Consider the following 21001-nt stretch of genomic DNA (forward strand, 5'->3'; position numbering starts at 1 on the left):
ATGGGATTTTTTTGTTTCTATTTACTTTTTATCCAAAAATTCATAATACAATGCTTTAGATAAAAAGTCTTCCTTCTGATAATTCAAAATCGATTCTTCTCTAAGGCCTTCTGAATATTTTCCGCTTAAATTATTTTTCTTGAAATAGTCACGGCGAGCATCATCATTAAAATTCAATTCACTTAAAAAAACTGGCTCTACTCCTTTATTTACCGAAATATTGTAATTGGTTATAAGATTTCCCCAATTCACAAAACTGCAAACTAAAATTGTTCCGTAGAAATACCAAACCATTTGATTGACTAAGTAAGCATTTGTTTTTTGTTTTGTAATTTTTAAAAAAGTATAAACTAAACCTATAATTGCCAAAATTAAAAAAGCGTAAACTCCTAAACGTTTATATGTTAATCCAAAAGAAGAAACATACTCTGAGTTTTTTATAATAGTACTAACAATCAAAACTGCATTTAGAATAATCCAGACTTTAGCGAGTTTTTTTAATGATGTTGCTTCTTCATCAAAATTGAATCCGCCTTTGAAATAAAACAGAATTACACCAACGGCCATCAAAATTGAAAAAATCACAGCATTTACACGTTCGTGTGTATCAGCGCTTAAATTTGCTTTATCCGCAACTTCAAAAAACTGCTCATAATTGTATGTTCCGATAAAAATTAAAAGCAAAATATTAAGCAGTATCAAAGTAATTACACCACTCTTTCTTTCGAAATCAAGATCTAAAAATGAAAATGTACTTTGGCTCTTTACTTCAGAAATATCAGTAAACTCATTGTTTAACTTTGGATTAAATTCATAACAAGCATCTGGAACCCAATAATTCCAAAAACTAAATGAAATATAAAACCCAAGTATGGTAATTAAGATTAACTGAAAAATATTAATATCTAAAGTATAATCTGTAAACAATGAAGAGAAATGTGCACTTCCGAAAGAATAAACGATAAAAAACAATCCCAAAAAGACGACTGGAATAACAACAAAGGCTACTAATTTCTTAGCAAAATCGTTGTGAATTTTTCGCTCAGGAAGCCATTGACTAAAGATAAAAATACGCCCAATTGAAGTAAATCCGTTTAAAAAAATTAACGGAAAGATCTGTACTATTTTAAGTTCTCCGTCCTGAGTTTTAAACTGTAAAAAAAGAATTGAAAATGCTAAAGCAAAAAAAGAAGCTGCATCTCCATACCACGCAAAAGCGAAACATGACAAGATTGATGTGATTACCAAAATTAAATGCGATCTATCAACAAACTTCTCTTGAAAGAAGTAACTAGTTAACAATGTTAAAATTACACCAAAAATACCAATATTAACTCCTGGATTTTGATTGTAAAAAAGTAAAGTAAAGATTACTGTACAAACTAAAATAATTTGATGTTTTTTCATGATTAAATTTTTAAAAGTACTTTGCATTTCAAAGTAATTAGACAAAAAAATATAGTTATTACGATTTCATTAATTTCTCGAGGTAAGAAAGGTGTTCTTTAAACGCCGCGCGGCCAAGCGGTGTTACTTGATAAGATGTTTTAGGCTTTTTGCCCACAAATTCTTTCTTAACTTCGATATATTGTGACTTTTCTAATGCAGAGGAATGACTTGCTAAATTACCATCGGTGATATTTAAAAGCGCTTTCATCTCGGTAAAATCTACCCAGTCGTTGACCATCAGAACGGACATAATACCCAGTCTGACACGGCTTTCAAAATCTTTATTTAATTTATCAATAATTCCCATTAGGTTATTTGTATTTTTTGAACATCACTAATCCGTATACAATATGCAGGATTCCAAATCCAATGATCCAAAATATCAATCCATATCCAATATAAAAAAGCGAAATACATCCTAAAACAAGTTCAGAAAAACCTAAATACTTTATGTCTGAGAAAGTATATTTTTCTGCATTTACAACTGCAAGTCCATAAAATATCAAAGTCGATGGTGCAACTAAACCATAATTTCCATGATACATTAAAGCTAGACAAAATATACCTCCCACAGTAAGCGGAACAGCAAGATTAAACAGCATATTTTTTGTTGCAGATGTCCAAATTGGCAAATTGTATTTTCGGCTTTTTCTGATTGTAAAAAAGGCTCCAAATACAAAAGCGCATACTAATATTACGATTCCTGTCAAAAACAAATGAGAAACTAGACTACCTGAAAGCAAAATATGCTCATCTGTAAAATACTCAATCCCATTAAGCTTAAATAGCTGATACACATATAATCCTCCTATCAAGGCTGAAAGTCCAGCAAAGACTCCCGAAAGTCCGCTTAAGGATATAAATCTTGAAGAACGCTCCATCATGGAACGAATGTGTGCTAAATCTTCTTGGTGTTTTTGATTCATAATAAAAGTACTTTGCAGTACAAAGTTATTACTTATTTTGAATTGGCAAGTAAAAAGTATAAAATATTTTCGAGAATAATGTAAATTCCTGCAAAGTTTTGAAAGCTATACAAGAAAACACAAGGTCTGGTAAGGTGCGTGAGGGATAGAAATAAGCTGCCGAAGCAGCATGGATAGCCCGACCGTATTTGCACAAAGGCGCTCATAAGCGTAAAGATTGGAGCGCCTTTTTGTAAATATGGTCACGCCCAATGCGCAAAACGAAAAATGCCTATTCTTACGAACAGGCATTTATATTATTTTCAATTCTTAAATTCTAAAACCATCTTTTCTTTTTGAACAAAAACACGCCAAAAGCTGAAAATAAAAATGAAACAAAAAGAATAATCCAGATACCGTATTTGCTTTCTTCTAAACCATTTGGCACGTTCATTCCATATACACTAGCAATTAAGGTCGGAATCACAAGGATGATAGAAATTGAGGTCATCTGTTTCATAATATCATTCATATTATTAGAAATTACAGATGCATAAGCATCCATCATTCCAGTTAAGATGTTACTATAAATATTGGCTGTATCTTGTGCCTGGCTTAATTCGATTTCTACATCTTCTAACAAATCCGGATCGTAGCTTGCTTTATACGCTCGCAGATTTTTTATACGATGAAACAAAACATCGTTTGCTTTTAATGAGGTAATGAAAAAAACCAAACATTTCTCGATTTGGAGTAATGCCTGCAATTCTTCATTTTTTATTGACTTCTCTAAATTATCTTCGGCTAGTTTTATTTTCTGATTGATTTGTTTTAGGTATTTTAAATACCAAACACTTGATGACAATAACAATCTTAGAACCCAATCTAAATTGTCTTTTACTTGAATGATTTTACGTCGTGAATACAACATAAAATCATATATTATTTCTGTTTTGTAAAACGTAATTGTAACGCAAACATCGTCTTTGAAAATTACGCCAAGCGGAATGGTTTGAAAAGGAAGTTTGATATCGTTACTTTTTATAGGAACACGCATGATAATAAGCGTCCAGCCGTCTTCAATTTCTATACGGGGTCTTTCATCGATATCCTCTATATCATTGTAAAAAGCTTCGGGAATTTGAAGTTCTTCGAGTAAGTATTTTTTTTCTGTTTCTGATGGATCTTCAATATTAATCCAGCAGTTTGGAGTCCATTCTGAGACTTCTAGTAATCCGTTGTCATTTGTGTAAAAGGCTTTCATTTCAAAATACGGGGTGTTATCACAGCATTTTGAAATTTTCAAAAAGCTGCTTTTAATTTAATACTAACGAATAATAATCGTCCATTTGGGCATGTGTTTTTTAAGTGGTGCAAAAGTATCCTTTATTTTTAAGAACGAAAACTTTAAACTATTAATTCTATATTAAAATGGATCTTTGCGTAGATTTTAAACACATAGAAACATCAATTTTGTAACTGTAAAAAAGTCATTTCACTTTATTTAAATAAACATAGCTGGAGTCCGAGTAAACTATGTGAAAGAAATTTGTTTCTCTTTTGCATTTCTTTTTTGAAAATTAAATTCTATGTTTCCATGTGTTTAAAAAATTAATGCAATAAAAAAGCCTGTTCTATATAGAACAGGCTTTTTTATATTTTTAGGCAATTTTATTTGTTTTTTGCACTTCGCATTTTGCGTGCTAAAAGTGTATTTTTTAACAACATTGCGATTGTCATTGGTCCTACTCCACCTGGAACTGGGGTAATGAATGCTGCTTTTTTGCTTACTCCGTCAAAATCTACGTCACCTTTAATAACATATCCTTTTGGGTTTGATGCATCGTCTACACGCGTAATTCCAACATCAATAACCGTTACTCCTTCTTTTACCATATCGGCTTTTAAAAATTCAGGAACTCCCAAAGCTGTAATAATAATATCGGCATTTTTAGTGAATTCGGCTAAGTCTTTAGTACGACTGTGAGTTAAGGTAACGGTTGAATCTCCTGGATTTCCTTTACGGCTCATCAAGATACTCATTGGGCGTCCAACGATGTGACTTCTTCCAATTACAACGGTATGCTTTCCTGCAGTTTCTACTTTGTAACGCTCAAGCAATTCCATAATTCCGAATGGTGTTGCTGGAATAAAACTTTCCATTTCAAGCGCCATTCTACCAAAATTTGTTGGGTGAAATCCATCTACATCTTTATCAGGATCGATCGCTAATAAGATTTTTTGCTCGTCGATGTGTTTCGGCAACGGTAACTGAACGATGTATCCGTCTAAATTGTCATCTTCGTTTAACTCTTTAATTTTAGCTAACAATTCCTCTTCGGTAATTGTTTCCGCCAGACTCACTAAAGTTGAATCAAATCCGATTTCTTGACATGATTTTACTTTACTTCCTACGTAAGTTAAACTTGCTCCGTTGTTTCCAACCAAAACTGCTGCTAAATGAGGTACTTTTCCTCCTGCTGCTTTTATAGATTGAACTTCGGCTGCAATTTCGTTTTTAATGTCGTTAGATGTTTTTTTACCGTCTAGTAGTTGCATTTTGTTGTTTCAAGTTTAAAGTTTCATGTTTCACATTATTTGCGAAACTTAAATATTTATGTAATTAAAAAAGTTTCAAATTTCAGTCTCTAACTTGAAACCTGAAACTTGAAACTTTTAATTTTATTATCTCGGCATTCCTCCTGGCATTCCTTTCATGCCTCCCATCATTTTCATCAGATTTTTTCCGCCCGGACCTTGCATCATTTTCATCATCTTGCTCATTTGGTCGAACTGCTTCATCAGCTGATTTACCTGCTCGACTTTAGTTCCCGAACCTTTTGCGATTCTGGCTTTTCTTTTTACGTCGATTATGGCTGGTTTGCTTCTTTCTCCTGGCGTCATCGAGTGAATGATTGCTTCGATATGTTTGAAAGCATCATCTTCGATCTCTACGTCTTTCATGGCTTTTGAAGCTCCTGGTATCATTCCAACCAAGTCTTTCATATTACCCATTTTCTTTACTTGTTGAATCTGCGTTAGGAAATCATCAAAACCGAATTCGTTTTTAGCGATTTTCTTTTGAAGTTTTCTTGCTTCTTCTTCGTCAAATTGTTCTTGAGCTCTTTCTACAAGCGACACAACGTCACCCATACCAAGAATACGCTCAGCCATACGATCTGGATAGAAAACATCAATTGCTTCCATCTTCTCGCCTGTACCCACAAATTTGATTGGTTTGTTTACAACCGATTTAATCGAGATTGCAGCTCCACCACGAGTATCACCATCTAATTTCGTTAAGATAACTCCATCAAAATTTAAGATATCGTTGAAGGCTTTTGCTGTATTTACAGCATCTTGTCCTGTCATAGAGTCTACAACGAACAATGTTTCTTGTGGTTGAATTGCTTTGTGAACACGTGCAATTTCATCCATCATTTCCTGATCAACTGCTAAACGCCCGGCTGTATCGACAATAACTACGTTGAAACCGTTTGCTTTTGCATGTTTAATTGCATTTTGAGCAATTTCTACAGGATTTTTGTTTTCTGGTTCTGAGTAAACCTCAACACCTATTTGATCTCCAACAACATGCAACTGATTAATCGCCGCAGGACGGTAGATATCACACGCTACAAGAAGTGGTTTTTTATTTTTCTTTGTTTTTAAGAAGTTCGCTAATTTTCCTGAGAAAGTAGTTTTACCAGAACCTTGAAGTCCAGACATTAAAATAACGCTTGGATTTCCAGATAAATTAACTCCGGCAACATCACCTCCCATTAATTCTGTCAGCTCATCTTTTACCAGCTTCACCAATAATTGTCCTGGCTGAAGCGTTGTTAAAACGTCCTGACCAATTGCTTTTTCTTTTACTTTGGTTGTAAAATCTTTGGCAATTTTAAAGTTAACATCGGCATCAAGTAAGGCACGACGAACTTCTTTTAAGGTATCGGCAACGTTTACTTCTGTAATTTTACCGTGTCCTTTTAATATATGGAACGCTTTATCTAACTTATCACTTAAATTATCAAACATACTATTTTCTTTATTTGAAGTGCAAAGATAATCTAAATAGCTATTTCAGGCAATTTTTATTTATACGCATTTTTTGCCGCAAAGACACGAAGGCGCAAAGTTTTTTCGCCACGAATTACACTAAATTTCCCTAATTGCGAAAATTATTTTTTCACTCTCGCAGATTGGGCAGATTACTTTTTAGAGTAAACACAAAAATCAGCTATATCTGCTAAATCTGCGAGAAACAAAAAAGGCGCAAAGGATAAAACCTTTGCGCCTTTGTACCTTTACAGCTATGAACCTTTAAAATTAAAACTGGAAGTAAATAAACGGCTGTGAACCGGCTACCGCTGTTGCATAAACAATCCAGTAAACGAAACCTAGAATTACTGCTTTTAATAATAATGGTGTTTTGTCAAAAACGAATTTCATTTTATCTGTTATTACTTCCGGCAAGAAATGCCAAACGTATCCAAACAGCATTAATAAAAATACATTTTTATACCCTAAAATTATTGCCTGCCAATGTTCTGGTTCGAAAGTTAACTGACCGATATTATTAATTACCTGCAAAGCTGTTTCGAAATCTCTTGCACGGAAAAAGATCCAGCAGAAAACTACAAAATGAAATGTAATTACGATTGAAAAGAATCTCCACAAGAAATTTGAACCTTCTTTTTTGGATGGAAAAAATTCCATAAAAATTTTATGAACGGCTAATGCCAAACCGTGTAATGCTCCCCAAACAATAAATTGTGCTCCTGCTCCATGCCACAATCCCCCTAAAAGCATTGTTGTAAACAAATTCAGATTGGTTACTAAAGTTTGTCGGCGTTTGCTTGAAAGTAAAAAAGACAAGCAGAAAAGTGCAATTGAACCAAATGCAATTACTAACGGAATTACACTAGTGCTGTAACTTGTTATTCCCCACAACAGCAATCCGAAAAAGAATAAACTCGGGAATAAATATCCTGCAAATGATCCTTCTCTATTTCCACCTATAGAAATGTACAAGAAATCTTTTAGCCAAGTTGAAAGCGAAATATGCCATCTTCTCCAGAAATCTGTAATCGATGTAGATTTATAGGGTGTTCTAAAGTTGGCTGGTAATTTGAATCCGAGTAATAAAGCGATTCCTATTGCCATATCTGAATATCCAGAGAAATCACAATAAATTTGAATAGCGTAACCGTAGGATGCCATTAAGTTTTCGAATGAAGTATAACTCATTGGTGTATCAAAAACACGGTCGACAAAATTTACTGAAATGTAATTTGAAATTACTGTTTTCTTAATTAATCCTCCAATAATCAAAAACAAAGCGTTGTTGACATCTTCTTTCGTTAGATTTAATTTTTGATAAATCTGCGGCAGGAAATCTTTGGCACGCACAATTGGCCCAGCAACTAATTGCGGGAAAAAGGAAACGAAAAACAAATATTCGATGTAATTTTTTGTAGGCTTAATTTCTTCTCGATAAATTTCAATAATATAACTCATCGATTGAAAAGTATAAAATGAAATTCCGACTGGAAGAAATATATCATGGAACTTAAAATTCCCATTGAACATATCATTGTAAGTCGCAATCATAAAGTTGGTATACTTGAAATATCCAAGTAATCCTAAATTTAGAATTACACTTATAACCAGATATAGTTTTTTTCGACTGTCTTTTGTTTCATTATAGATAATTTGGCTTAACCCATAATCTACAACTGAAGAGAGCAGCAACAGTAAAAAGTAAATTCCGCTTGACTTATAATAAAAGAAAAGCGAGAAGAGAATAACATAGGTTAATCTTAAATAAAATGTTTTGCGCAAAAAGCCATACACAAAATAAAAAACAAGAAATAATCCTAAGAATAATCCCGTATTAAATAATAGTTTTTCGTCTGGATTATAGATAAACCAGCTTTTTACTTGTTCTATTGTAATTGCACCAAAATGACCTATGAACCAATCATTAATGCTGTCTATTGTTATCAATTTAATTCTTTAATTTAAAATTTTCGTATGCTTTTAAAAATGCCTCTGTAAACAAACTGCCTTGTTTTTCATATCCTTTTTTGGAATAATGAACCCAATCTGGTCCAATTAATCCGGTAGTTTTCAGATTTCGAATTCCGTCCATTCCACCAAGTTCTCCATATAAATCCCAAACTGCAAAACCATCTGTTTTTGCAATTTCAAGAATACTTTTTGCGTAATCTCTGATATAAATATTTGGTCTTCTAGCTTTGAGCAGCGAAGGCGGCGGAGTTGTAACTATTATAGAAACAATACTATTATGTTCTTTTACTTTTTTTATAAAATCACGTAATTCTTCTATATAGGCAGCACTTTCCATATGATCATAACTTTCGTTTGTTCCCAGCGAAAGAACCAACAAGTCTGGATGCAATGATTTTAACTGCTCAAAAAACAAAGGGTATTTATTATAATCTGAAAACTTTGCGCCATTTACACCTATTCCGCTATAAATAATCCCTGGAGCATCTTTTTCTAGAACAATTCCGTTAAGCTCATATTTCTCTGCATTTTTGTTGGGAAGTAGATAAATCTTATCCAACGGTTTGTCTGAATGGTAGGTATGAGAAAACGAATCTGATTCTAAATCTAAAGTGACAAATTCTGAACTTACAATATTCTTTGGTCTAGTTTCATTGGTTGAAATTTTTAATACTCTTCCGGCACGAATATTATTAGATTTTAAGTGATTGTCTCTTTTTATTTCGGCAATCGACACATTGTATTTATCTGCAATCGTCGAAATTGCTTCTCCTTTTTTTATTTTATGTGTTATGACTTTTCGCTCTGTTGTCTGAATTGTTTTTGTTTGGGTTGATGTCGCCAAATTAAACATATCCTGATTTTGAGGTGTTATAATATAAATGGAATTAAATTTATAAGCAGCATCTTTAATATTCAATTCAACAGCAAAACCGTCATTATCTCTCCAAAGTGCAATTCCGCTTAAACCAACGGGACAATTTTTAAAAGGATGAATATTGCGATAGCTTTCCCATGCTCTGTTTGAATAAAAACGTTCGTTGTAAGAACCATTTGTTTTTGCCAATTGATAAGGAAAAACTAAACCTCGCCCAGCATTTCCAAACTTTTGCTGGAGATTTTTCCTGATTTCATTGGTCATTAAATCACTCTGAATATGAGAATCTCCAATGTGGGCAATATTTATTTTATGATTATTATTGCTTTCATTATCCTTTACTTTCTTAAAAAACGACTCTAATACAACCGCATTATAAATTTGATTACCTGAAATAGGCTCAATTACTGCTGTATCAATCTTATGAATCATATTTTTTGTTATTGAAAGTGAATCTGTCTTGGGAGTTTTATCGTTTGTTGAGAAAAAAAGACAACAAAAGAAAATAATTAGTCTATTCATTTACGCTGTCTATTTTTACAGATACGGAATCTGTTTTTGGCTTTTTACTTGTTCTAGTTGTAACGCCAGATTCGCGTTTTTCACGTAAAACTTTATATTGTTCGTAACCTTTATTTAATTGATTGTACAACAAATTACCAATTGCTTTTGCACCTCTTTGATTAAAGTGTGTATAATCTTTATTGGCTTTTGCTGGGGCTTCGTCAACCCATTTTACCATCGAACCATCACCTCCCATTAAGGTATATAAATTAACAAATCCGGATTCTGTTTCTAATGCATATCTTTTTTGAGCTTTCATTAAAGGAACAACGGCCGAATCTGTTTTCATTTCTAAATCATATTTAGTCGATTTATCTGCGGTTGAAACAATTAAAATTGAAACTCCAGGAAACGATTCTTTTATTTTATTAACGGTTTTTGTCATTCCTTTTTCATACCAAAAATAATTTTTGGTTCCATAATTCAATACGTTGGTTCCATAATGAAGAATAATCAAATCGTATTTTAAGCTGTTATTAAAAGCCTTCATTACACTGGCATCGAACATCGAAATTGGAAGTCCTGAATTTCCTCTTTGAGAGAAATTATCAACATGAACACCGCTGCCATTATCAAAATTAAATCCATAAATTGGAATTGAATCGGCATGAATAAAGTTTGCTTTAAATGCTTTTATACTTCCTGAAGTCACTTTTAAACTGTTTACTAGATTACCTGGAGCCAGCGTTTTTCGAAGTGTATCTTTTCCGATTATAAAGTTTACATTTCCTTTTTTAGAAGATCTTCCGTAAAATAAGGTTGGATTATCTAAGGTTTTTGTATGTTTTGGAAGTCCGGCTTCGTATTGAACCCAAGTTGTGTTTGATTTGTCATTTGCAAAAAACACGTGTCCGTTTACACCAAAAGGACTAGTTGGTCTTTTTACATTTAAATAAGATTGGGTTTTCCAGTTTTTAGAATAAGTCGATTTTACTGATCCGCGTGAGGCTGCAGATTCTGATGTTATAGGCACAAAACCTACTCCGTTTCCGCCAAATCGATCTTGATAATTTGTTCGAACGTCTTGTACAATTAAATCACCATCTGTCATCGAATCACCATAATAAGCAATTCTTACTCTACTTTGCGGATTCTGTTCCAGCTGATATAATTTTTCATAAAAAGAAATCAGGTATTGATATCCTTTATAGTTATCAAATGTTTCTGATGGAAACTCAATTCCTTCAGATGCATCATATACAATTTTTTCCTGACCCAATTTACGTTCGCTTTCTGCAATGCTGTCACTTTCTAAAGACGAGGAATCTTTTGCTACAGACTCTAAAAGCAGACTGTCGATTAGTACATTTTTTGAATCTACTTTACTGTCAGAAAAAATCTTATCTGGCAAGATTTGCTTAAATCCAATGAAAGCTACAAACGCTAATGCTACGATTGCAAAAGACTGAAAGAAATATGATTTTGTATTCACTTACTAATTATAATTTGAAAGGTAGGATTTCAAGAATTAATTATCAAAATTCCTATTAATTCTGTTTGAAAAAAATAATGCGCAAAGATAGAATTAAATCGTTCATTTTTTGCTCATTTTAACAATAAAGAAAACAAAAAAAAGAGGCTAGAAAAATCTAACCTCTTTATCAAAAAAAAAATAAAAAAACAAAGCTAATGATTAACTGAATTTTTAATGTTTTTAGTACTGTATTATTTCAAGATAGCGTATTCTAAAACAACATTCCCTCTTTCTCCTGCATCATTTGTCATGGTAAGGAATTTAACTTTATAATAGTTTCCTGCTGCATCTTTAACTACATAAAAACGATCTGTTCTAATACTTGGTAATGAACCATTTTGTCCTCCGCCATTTCTCCAGTTAGCTCCAATCATTCTTTGATCAGTAACAGAAGGTTTAAAACTATCTTCTACAACTTTTGCCTTTGTAAAATCAGCGTAAGATCCTCCTGCAGAAACTAAAACTTGGTAAACTTGCGTTCCTCCTTTTGAATTTGTAGTAATAAAATCTGAATATGCGTAAGTAACTTCACCACCAGGTCCCATGTTTAAATAATTTGTAAACACAGTAAAGTTTAAGTCCCATTTCGCTTTTGCAGGTTCAACTGAAACCGTATTTCCTGAAGTTAAACTAAAAAATGTGAAATTAAAATCGGCATCTTTAGAAACTGTTTTTTCTGTAAACGTTTTTGAAGCTAAATCAGCATACTGAATTTTATACCCATTACCGCTTCTTAAGATTCTAACTTTCTTCCATCCTCTAGGATCTCCATCAACTGCAACATTACCAGGATTTGCTTTTGCAGTTCCTACTGCATATCCAAGATTTACCAAATAAACTTTATTATCTGCATCTGTAGCAGAAATTTCTGCAATTGCTGTTCCGATACCTGCTCCAGCACCTGCCAAAACCCCTGTAGGATTATCAACATATCCGTTTGAAGCTTGAGTTTCTCCTCCTCCTGCTAAAACTTTTATATCGATTTCTTGTGCTACTGTAATATCAGATGTCTCTAATTTTTTAACAGCCATTCTAATTGATCCATTAAGGATTACTCTAAAATCTGTACCTGTAGAAAATCCAAAATCCCAAGCTCCTCTATTTACAGATTTAGATTCTGCAGTACTTAAATCAAGATAAACTTGATTGGGCTGATTTGCTCCACCTACTGATTCTTTCAACGTTTCTCCTACCGTTGGAACTTCAACTGGAGTACTATCATCATCACTTGAACATGCTGCCAGCGACAATAGGGCTATTGATAAAAATAAAAGTTTTTTCATTGTATTCTGTATTTATATTAAAGATTAAGGTTATATGCTAATTTTAAAAAATAGGAACGGCCGTATGCCAGCATTACTTCTCCTGGTGAAGCATGAACCGCATTTTGATTTGTACCTGATTGTATTACATTGGTGACATTAAGAATATTTCTTGCTCCTAAAGTGACTTCAAATTGATCTTTAAAGAAATTTTGTCGAATTGAAGCATCAAGCCAATTGCTTGGGTCGATTGTAGATAAAAGATAAGATGACGAACCTTCTACAAACTGCTGTGTTCTGCCATTGTATTTATAATAACCAGAAATTATAGTTTTCCATTTTGGAATTATATACGATGCACTTGCATTTAAATTAAAGGAATAAAGAAACTTATCGTCTGATGTAAATTCTTGATTTTTTATCTCTTGAGAAATTCCAACAATCGCTGCACCAAAATTAAAAGATAGATTGCCTTTTTTAAATTGATTCATTGTCGAGAAATTCCACATTCTGTATTTACTGATATTAACGTATTCGTATTCTGGATTACCTGTGTCAGGATTGAATCTTACCAAAGCCATATCAATTCTGTCATCAACATCTAAATAACTTCCAGCAAACGTGTTTGAAAGTTGAATTCCTGATGAAAAAACCGTTGTTTTTTTAAGACTAGCTTCATAAGACATACTTGTTTCTGGAATAAGATTTTCGTTTCCAGTAAAAAAATGTCCGTCAAAGATTTGTTTTGAATATAACTCTTCGAAAGTCGGTGTTCTAAATGAGCTTCCATAAGAACCTCGAAGTTCAACTCCTTTATCAAACAAATATCTCAAACCAAGAGATGAAGCATATTGATTATCAAATTGAGATTGTGCAGAAAATCGTATTCCTGGTCTAATAGAAAATTGCTGCGTTGCCATGATTTCTGAAGAAGCAAAAAAATCGTAGTTTTCAAGTGTTTTTCGAACAGGCGACATAATATTATTTGCTTCTTGAACAAGGGAATAACCGCGATTATTAACAAACTCATATCCAATTTGCAGATCAACTTTTTTGTCTGAAAAAAAGTTATTCAACGTTCCTGTAGAATAAAGCACTTCCATCGACTGATCTTTGACCGTAACATTATTTGCTTCTGTTTTAGTAGATAAGTAATATCTAAAATCTTCTACATCACGTGCTTGTTTTTGATGGGAAAGAGAAACATTGTAATTCAATTGTGAAAACAGTTTACCTGTCGCATTTAAGTTATGAAAATAACGATTTGTTAAATATCGTTTGTCATCTGCATAACGATACGAACCTAAAGTAGAATTATACCCAGATTGTACTGTACTATTATAATAATCTACATTTTCATCCAAATACTCGAATTTGTAGAAAAATCGAAAATTATCTTTATGGTATGCGATTACTGCCGAACCGTTTAACTGATCTTTTGGAAGCCATCTATATCCTCTCGTACCATCATTTTCACTATAATCAATTCCATTTTTATCACTCAAATATCCTTGAAAATCATTTCGATTGGCACCTAATGAAAAATACCAATTTTTATTAAAGGTATGAGATACTTTTAAAGCCTGTACGTGGCGTCCTTCCTTAAAAAGAGAATATTCATCGCTAACAGTTTCTTCTTGAACTGATGCTGTAATTCCCCATTTATATTTCGAAGATTTTTTGGTTATAATATTTAAAACACCACTTACAGCATTAGCTCCATAGGTAACTCCCATTGAACCTTCAACAATTTCAATATGATCAACATCATTTAAATTGATTTGCGATAAATCAACATTATTTCCTAAACCTGCCTCATTAACCAACGGAACATTATCTATCAAAATTTTAAAATACTGTGCGTCTAATCCAAATAAAGAAACTGTAGATCGACCGCTTGTTCCACTTGGTCTTACTGTAATATTTAAATATTGATTTAAAACATCAGCCAAATTATTTGCTGCTAAATTTTGTATATCCTGATTTGAAATCACACGAACATTAAACACCGATTTCTTAATTGATTGTGGCTCAAACTGCCCGGTAACAACAACTTCAGAAAGTTTTTCTCGTGAGGCAATAGTATCTTTTTGCTGTGCAAAAGAAATTTGACAAAAGGGCAATGCTGCAAAAAGGATCAATTTTAGTTTCATTATTTTTATTCAGTCTTAATAATCGATGCAAATATATAACTATTTTTAATTGTTCTAAATAAAATTTATATATTTGCAAAAATTTAAAAACAAAACAATAAGTTATGATTTCAAAAAGCCTCTACTTTTCAGCCATTATGGCTTTGACATGCAGCCTTGGTTTCAGTCAGGACGCAAAAAAACAGCAAGACATTAAATCGATCAAATCGATGTGCGGTTGTTATGAAGTGAAATTTAATTTTGCAGAAACTTTTCAATATGCTAAAGATTCAGCAACATACAAACCTTCACAAACTAAGCATGAATCTGCTTTAGAATGGGTAGAATTGCTAGAAGACACTCCTAACAAAATTGTGATGCAGCACTTATTAATTGTAAGTGATGATATGATTATTAAACACTGGAGACAAGATTGGCTTTACGAAAACACAGACTTATATTCATTTGATAAAGGAACTTCTTGGAAGTATAAAAAGTTAGATAAAAAAGCCGTAAAAGGGCAATGGACTCAAAAAGTATATCAAGTAGATGACAGCCCGAGATACGAAGGATCATCAACTTGGGTACATGTTGACGGAAAAGATTATTGGGCAAACGTTGCTGATGCACCATTACCAAGAAGAGAGCAAACTCACCGAAATGATTACAATGTTTTAAAAAGAAGAAACATTCATGAAATCACGGCAACTGGCTGGAATCATGAGCAAGATAATGACAAATTGGTTAGAGATGACAGCGGAAAAGATGTTTTGTTAGCTCAGGAAAAAGGATTTGATGTTTACACAAAAGTACCAGATATTAAATGTATCGCTGGTCAAAAATGGTGGGTTGCAAACAATGCACTTTGGAAAAATGTTCGTGATAAGTGGCAAACTTTATTCGACAGACATCAAGATCTAAACTTAGAAGCTAAAGTTGACAGAAAAGCACTTTATTCTCTTTTGTTTGACTTAAAACCAAACGCAACAAAAGCTGAGAGTGATGCTATCATCAACAAGTTCGTAAAATAAAAAAATGTTTGTGTTAGTTGTAAAAAAGCCGATAGTTTTAGGACTATCGGCTTTTTACTTTGAAGTTAAATTTGTCTAAACTATTAACTTAGACCCTTTATCTGTATTTTTTTTCATTAAAAAACAGTCAATCTAAAATGGTTAGAAACACCACTAATTAATGATTAAAACAATTTAATCTATATCCCAAAATAGTTTTGTAGACAATTTATCTCCCCCAATTGCGGCAGCAGCAGCATTATAATTTGTAGCATTTAAAGTCTGTTCTCGAATTGGGTAAGCCATTCTTGAGGGAATTTGTCCATTTGCAGCTGCATCAGCATTTGGCGGCGGCGTAAGGGCAGGGAAATTTAACCTTCTTGTAAATGTCCATCCTTCAAAACCTCTATTGTACATAGCATACCAAGCTTGCTCTCCAATTTTTTGCTGCCAAGTCCCTGCAGCAGTACTATACGCTACTGTTGGCTGTGCTAAGTAAGCATCGGCTGCAGCTGTTGACATTCCCCAATCTTGCATTGAAGCTTTAATCGCATTATTGTAATGAGATTCTGCACTGCCATCAACAGCAATACCTCTTTCTACTGCTTCTGCTAATAAAAACTCAACTTCTGCATAATCCAAATATGTTCCTTTAAAATCAGGCGCTTGGATTAAATCACTGATATGTGTAAATTTTCCAAAACTATTTTTAACTCCAATCACTCCTCCTTTATATGGCAACGGATTTCCATCTTCGTCTTGTAAATTTTGAGCAAAATAAGCTTTTGTTCTAGGGTCATTCTTAGCTACTAATGCATCTACAAATGGTTTAGCGGGCACAAAATCGTGTCTGCCTCCAAAAACTAAATCTACAAAAAGCGGATTAGTATTTGGTACATTTTTCTCGTAAACTATTTTCGCATTATCAGCATTAGATACAAATACATTTTTTGACGCAGAAATAATAGCAGCATTTGCAATAGCATCTTCCAAGCCCGAAGCTTTAAGATTTATCCCTAGTTTCAGTTTAATACTATTTGCAAATTTTATCCAAGAGACTAAATTATCTCTGTAAATAACATCTGCATTTCCAAATGCAGCATATCCTGTCTCAATATTAGCAATATCGTTATCAAGACGTACAATCAAATCTTTATAAATATCAACAGCTTTGTCATATTTTGGAAGATAATTTCCTGAGCCTTTTAACGCATCTGTGTACGGAATGTCTCCAAAAGTATCTACTAAAATCTGATAAGAATAAACAGTTAAAATATCAATTAAAGCAAGTTGATTCTTTTTTGTTGCAGTCTTTGCTGCAAAATCAGGATCAGAAGCTAAGATAAATTCATTTTCTACTGCTAATCTTGCCATGACTAAATCGCTTAAAGATCCATCATTTGTTGTTGTTCCAGATAAATAGGCATTCCAATGATTTCCTGAAATATTTCTGGTTGTCCATTGATAAACTGATTCATCAATATAAGTAGTCTCTGTCCATTGTTGATTCACTAGTCTAAATATGTTTTTATTTACACTAGTATTAACAACTTGCTCTGCAATACCTTTTTGGGCACTAGTAAAAAGTGAAGCTGCGGGCACCTCTGAAGGATTTTTTTTATCTGTATTCAAGTCCGTCAAATCACTACAAGAACTTGTAAGTGCTAAAACACTTAAAAAATAAATTATTTTTTTCATGATATTATTAAAATTTAAATGTTAAGTTAAATCCAATGTCTCTTGTTGTAGGCAATGAACCAACAGAATAACCTCTTGAGTTATTTCCAGAAGACAAACCACTCTCAGGATCTGCATAAGGCAGATTTTTACTTATTATCCATAAATTAGAACCTAACAAACTAAATGTAGCAGAGTTTACAAATGTTCCTTGAAACATGCTTTTAGGAAAGTTATACGAAATAGAAACCTCTCTCAATTTTATATAGGACGCATCATAAACAAATGCTTTCGCTGGTTCTGCTAAATAACCGTAGTTATTAGAGTAAGTTCCTGGATTTTGCGATATCACTTTATTTGGAGTTCCATCAGGAGCAACTCCAGCGTTTAAAATACCTATTTCACGAATGTTACCTACTGCAGTTTCTTTATACAGACCTGTAGCTAATCCGTAGTACATATCTAAAGAAAAGATATCACCTCCCTTTTGAGTATCGATTAAGAAGCCAAGAGAGACGTTTTTGTAGGTAAACTTATTTCTTACACCACCTATCCAATCGGGAGTAATGTTTCCAATTGTATTATCAGATGTAGTCGTGATCATATATTTCCCTGTTTTTTGATCTATTGTAGGCTGACCGTTTGTATAAACATAATCTGTACCCTTTATGCTTCCATAAGCTTCATTAAGGGTTGCATTGGTTGTAACACCTCCTTGAAAAGATGCTAATTGCAAATTCTCAATACCTCCTGGCAATGAAACAACTTTACTTCTGTTATTAGACCAATTCACAATAATATCCCAACTAAAATCTTTTGTTTTAATAGGAGTTCCCATAATTTGAATTTCTAACCCTTTATTCTCAATGTTACCACCGTTAACAACTGCATTTGTAAATCCTGATGCCGAAGACACTGCTGCAGATACAATTTGATCTACAGAGTTTGTTTTATAATAGGTAACATCAAATCCTAAACGTCTATTAACCATGCTTGTTTCCAAACCAACTTCGAAAGATTTTGTTCTTTCAGGCTTTAGATTAGGATTTTTATTAATATTAGGTAAAGTATACATTGGTTCATTATTAAAATTAGAACTTCTTGTATAAGTATTTGTTAGTTGCAATGCATCTGCATCATTACCTACTTCTGCATAATTCATTCTAAACTTCCCTAAATTCAACCATTCTGCTTTCATTAAATTGGAGAATAAAATAGATCCCGAAACTGCAGGATATACATAGGAATTATTTCCATTAGGAAGTGTAGAAGACTCATCACGTCTAACAGAAGCATCCAAAAAATAGGTGTCTTTGTAACCTAAAGAGGCTTGAGCATAAATACCGTTTACTTGTTTCGTATATTTTGCTTCAGTAGGAAAAGGCAATGCATATCTTGAATTTGATAATGCATATATTCCAGGTGTCACTAAACCTCCAATTGTAGATGAAAGCACACTTTCTTTGTCATTTCTTCTTACGTTCGCACCTAATATTCCTGTCAAACTAAAATGTTCAGCAAATTTTTTATTAAAATTCAACATGAAATCGTAATTGATTTCCTGAAAATTGTTATCAAATCTCTGATAACCTGAAGTTTCATCAACAGGAGATAATCCAAAACCTGAGGCAATAGAGCCAACAGCTCTTCTTTCTTCTTGAAGTTCTTTATAAGTATCTAGAGATACTCGACCTAAAGCACTTAACCAATCTGTAATTTTATAATCTAGAGATGCGTAACTAAACAAACGCGTTCTATTATCTGAAGAATAATTTTGATAACGAGTAAAATAAGGATTGTCCCAATAAGCTGGCACTAAACCTTCTGCCGAAGTTGGATCCGCCCAATTCCAAGTAACATTTTGTCCGCCAGAAGCTTTGTAAACATTTTGCAGCTCTTTTAGATCAGTATTGGTCTGCCACCATTGTCTAAAATTCCCCAAAATATTATCATTATAACCAGTAGAGTTTCTACCAACAGTACTTTGCAGCGTAACGGCAGCATATGCATTTGCGGTTAATTTATCTGTAACTTTTTGACTAAATCTAGCGCTTAACTGATTCTTTTTTAATTCACTGTTTGGTAAAATCCCCGATTGAAGTGTATTTACATAAGACAATGAAAGACTAGATCTTTCGGTTGCTTTTTCAAGGGATAAGCTATTTACATTTGTCTGAGCCGTTTTAAAAAAAGTAATTGGCCCATTTTTAGCTGCACTCCAAGGAGTTGCTTGTCCATAATTTTTTGAATATGGAGTAAAGGCATCCCATTGATAAACAGGTTGTCCAGTAAAAGCATCTCCATAAGAAGCGTCATTAGATGTATCTACGGTAGGAATAGGGCTTTCGGCATCAAGAAAGGAACTCCCAATTCCATATCCAGATCCATATTTAGTTTGATATTTAGGAAACGTCGATTTGTCAACTGTCCCTACGGTAAAGCTGCTTGAAAAAGTAAATCCAACTTTCTTGTCTTCTTTCTTTCCTTTTTTTGTTGTAACCATAACAACTCCATTAGCTGCTCTAGATCCATACAAAGCTGTTGCCGCTGCGCCCTTCAGAATATTTATACTCTCAATGTCTTCCTGATTGATATCAGAAACATTATTACCATAATCATATCCTCCACGTCCAGAAGTCTGAGTCGTTGTATTCGAATTTGAATTATCTACTGGCACACCATCAATAACCCAAAGAGCCTGGTTATTTCCTGTTAGAGATTTATTCCCACGAATTACTACGTTTGTTGAACCTCCAAAGTTTGTGTTTCTAGAAACCTCGACACCTGCAGCTTTTCCTGATAATAAATTAGCCACATTTGCATTTCCTGCACCGCCGTCTAAATCTTTCCCAGAAATTTGTTGTGTTGCATAACCCAAAGATTTTTTTTCTCGTTTAACGCCCATTGCGGTAGTTACCACTACTCCTTCAAGCTCTGTAGCATTATCTGTTAACTTTACATTAATCAAAGAGGAATTCGCAAGTACTTCCTGTGTTTTCATCCCTACATAACTAAAAACTAGAATCTGATTTGTGTTGGCTTTAATTGTATACTTTCCATCAAAATCTGTTTGAGTTCCCTGCTTAGTTCCTTTAACTAATACACTGACTCCCGGCAAAGGTATGCCTGCATTGTCAGAAACTGTTCCTGTAATTTTTTTCTCTTGCGCTGCTAGTAAATGCATCCCAAGAACAAAAAAAAGCATCACTAATACTTTTAATTTTTGTTTCATCATTCTTTATTTTTTTAATTAATTAACGTCGAACTTAAAAAATTAAAACAATTTTAACAAGAAATAGATGTTTTTTAACAATACAAAATGTAGTATAAATACTTCTTTTTATAATGCGCAACTGTTAAAATAAAGAATAAAACTTACAAAAAACAACAATCAGGAAGCTAGAAGAAGCAAAAACGCAAAACATTTGCGTTAAAACCATTTTTTTAAGAATTTTTTCAAAAAAGGAAATCCTTTATATAAAACATAAAAAAAACCGTCTAAATAAAGTTTAGACGGTTAACTATCCTTTTTTTATTTTTCACTAAAAGCTTACTAATTCAAAATAGTTAAAAACAAAAGATTAAGGAAGATATTTTTAAAGATGTCAGTTATTTATA

14 protein-coding genes are annotated in these 21001 nt (G+C 33.0%); 1 reads left to right on the forward strand and 13 read right to left on the reverse strand.

Annotation, left to right across the window (positions count from 1 at the left end; translation table 11 throughout):
• Nucleotides 1–21: 21 nt before the first annotated feature.
• From ACHRV0_RS19285 to ACHRV0_RS19335, 11 genes are all read right to left on the reverse strand, one after another.
• Nucleotides 22–1407, reverse strand: coding sequence for a DUF4173 domain-containing protein (locus tag ACHRV0_RS19285; protein WP_395442120.1), 1386 nt, complete (start codon nucleotides 1405–1407; stop codon nucleotides 22–24).
• A 58-nt stretch (nucleotides 1408–1465) separates the two neighbouring features.
• On the reverse strand, nucleotides 1466–1756 hold the full coding sequence (locus tag ACHRV0_RS19290; RefSeq protein ID WP_395442121.1) for a winged helix-turn-helix domain-containing protein: 291 nt from the start codon (nucleotides 1754–1756) through the stop codon (nucleotides 1466–1468).
• 4 nt (nucleotides 1757–1760) lie between these two features.
• Entirely contained in the window at nucleotides 1761–2375 is a 615-nt protein-coding gene (locus tag ACHRV0_RS19295) for a hypothetical protein (RefSeq protein WP_129024581.1), read from the reverse strand.
• 316 nt (nucleotides 2376–2691) lie between these two features.
• On the reverse strand, nucleotides 2692–3660 hold the full coding sequence (locus ACHRV0_RS19300) for a magnesium transporter CorA family protein (protein ID WP_395442123.1): 969 nt from the start codon (nucleotides 3658–3660) through the stop codon (nucleotides 2692–2694).
• A gap of 365 nt (nucleotides 3661–4025) precedes the next feature.
• Nucleotides 4026–4913, reverse strand: coding sequence for a bifunctional 5,10-methylenetetrahydrofolate dehydrogenase/5,10-methenyltetrahydrofolate cyclohydrolase (locus ACHRV0_RS19305; protein ID WP_395442124.1), 888 nt, complete (start codon nucleotides 4911–4913; stop codon nucleotides 4026–4028).
• Between the two features lie 126 nt (nucleotides 4914–5039).
• Nucleotides 5040–6392, reverse strand: coding sequence for a signal recognition particle protein (ffh, locus tag ACHRV0_RS19310; protein ID WP_012022351.1), 1353 nt, complete (start codon nucleotides 6390–6392; stop codon nucleotides 5040–5042).
• A 291-nt stretch (nucleotides 6393–6683) separates the two neighbouring features.
• Nucleotides 6684–8363 carry an MBOAT family protein gene (locus ACHRV0_RS19315; protein ID WP_129025837.1) on the reverse strand — a complete coding sequence of 560 codons (1680 nt, stop codon included), beginning with the start codon at nucleotides 8361–8363 and terminating at the stop codon, nucleotides 6684–6686.
• A gap of 1 nt (nucleotide 8364) precedes the next feature.
• Nucleotides 8365–9696 (reverse strand): GDSL-type esterase/lipase family protein, encoded by a 1332-nt coding sequence (locus tag ACHRV0_RS19320; protein ID WP_395442125.1) that lies wholly within the window; start codon nucleotides 9694–9696, stop codon nucleotides 8365–8367.
• An 82-nt stretch (nucleotides 9697–9778) separates the two neighbouring features.
• On the reverse strand, nucleotides 9779–11260 hold the full coding sequence (locus ACHRV0_RS19325; protein ID WP_395442126.1) for an SGNH/GDSL hydrolase family protein: 1482 nt from the start codon (nucleotides 11258–11260) through the stop codon (nucleotides 9779–9781).
• A 233-nt stretch (nucleotides 11261–11493) separates the two neighbouring features.
• Nucleotides 11494–12585 (reverse strand): HmuY family protein, encoded by a 1092-nt coding sequence (locus ACHRV0_RS19330; RefSeq protein ID WP_395442127.1) that lies wholly within the window; start codon nucleotides 12583–12585, stop codon nucleotides 11494–11496.
• 17 nt (nucleotides 12586–12602) lie between these two features.
• Complete coding sequence (locus ACHRV0_RS19335) at nucleotides 12603–14717, reverse strand: TonB-dependent receptor plug domain-containing protein (RefSeq protein ID WP_395442128.1); 2115 nt, start codon at nucleotides 14715–14717, stop codon at nucleotides 12603–12605.
• Nucleotides 14718–14821: 104 nt separating this feature from the next.
• Here ACHRV0_RS19335 and ACHRV0_RS19340 point away from each other — a divergent pair, with 104 nt between their 5' ends.
• On the forward strand, nucleotides 14822–15727 hold the full coding sequence (locus ACHRV0_RS19340) for a DUF6607 family protein (RefSeq protein WP_089055850.1): 906 nt from the start codon (nucleotides 14822–14824) through the stop codon (nucleotides 15725–15727).
• Between the two features lie 174 nt (nucleotides 15728–15901).
• Here ACHRV0_RS19340 and ACHRV0_RS19345 read toward each other — a convergent pair whose 3' ends face one another.
• Entirely contained in the window at nucleotides 15902–17404 is a 1503-nt protein-coding gene (locus tag ACHRV0_RS19345; protein ID WP_395442129.1) for a SusD/RagB family nutrient-binding outer membrane lipoprotein, read from the reverse strand.
• 7 nt (nucleotides 17405–17411) lie between these two features.
• Nucleotides 17412–20615 (reverse strand): SusC/RagA family TonB-linked outer membrane protein, encoded by a 3204-nt coding sequence (locus ACHRV0_RS19350; protein ID WP_395442137.1) that lies wholly within the window; start codon nucleotides 20613–20615, stop codon nucleotides 17412–17414.
• Between the last annotated feature and the right edge of the window lie 386 nt (nucleotides 20616–21001).

It is taken from the genome of Flavobacterium sp. FlaQc-30, from assembly GCF_044005885.1.
GTDB lineage: Bacteria > Bacteroidota > Bacteroidia > Flavobacteriales > Flavobacteriaceae > Flavobacterium.

Bases quoted from the DNA above. Each gene is read 5' to 3' on its own strand.
- ACHRV0_RS19285 (WP_395442120.1), bottom strand. From the start codon at position 1,407: ATGAAAAAACATCAAATTATTTTAGTTTGTACAGTAATCTTTACTTTA.
- ACHRV0_RS19290 (WP_395442121.1), bottom strand. From the start codon at position 1,756: ATGGGAATTATTGATAAATTAAATAAAGATTTTGAAAGCCGTGTCAGA.
- ACHRV0_RS19295 (WP_129024581.1), bottom strand. From the start codon at position 2,375: ATGAATCAAAAACACCAAGAAGATTTAGCACACATTCGTTCCATGATG.
- ACHRV0_RS19305 (WP_395442124.1), bottom strand. From the start codon at position 4,913: ATGCAACTACTAGACGGTAAAAAAACATCTAACGACATTAAAAACGAA.
- ffh (WP_012022351.1), bottom strand. From the start codon at position 6,392: ATGTTTGATAATTTAAGTGATAAGTTAGATAAAGCGTTCCATATATTA.
- ACHRV0_RS19320 (WP_395442125.1), bottom strand. From the start codon at position 9,696: ATGATTCATAAGATTGATACAGCAGTAATTGAGCCTATTTCAGGTAAT.
- ACHRV0_RS19330 (WP_395442127.1), bottom strand. From the start codon at position 12,585: ATGAAAAAACTTTTATTTTTATCAATAGCCCTATTGTCGCTGGCAGCA.
- ACHRV0_RS19335 (WP_395442128.1), bottom strand. From the start codon at position 14,717: ATGAAACTAAAATTGATCCTTTTTGCAGCATTGCCCTTTTGTCAAATT.
- ACHRV0_RS19340 (WP_089055850.1), top strand. From the start codon at position 14,822: ATGATTTCAAAAAGCCTCTACTTTTCAGCCATTATGGCTTTGACATGC.
- ACHRV0_RS19345 (WP_395442129.1), bottom strand. From the start codon at position 17,404: ATGAAAAAAATAATTTATTTTTTAAGTGTTTTAGCACTTACAAGTTCT.
- ACHRV0_RS19350 (WP_395442137.1), bottom strand. From the start codon at position 20,615: ATGAAACAAAAATTAAAAGTATTAGTGATGCTTTTTTTTGTTCTTGGG.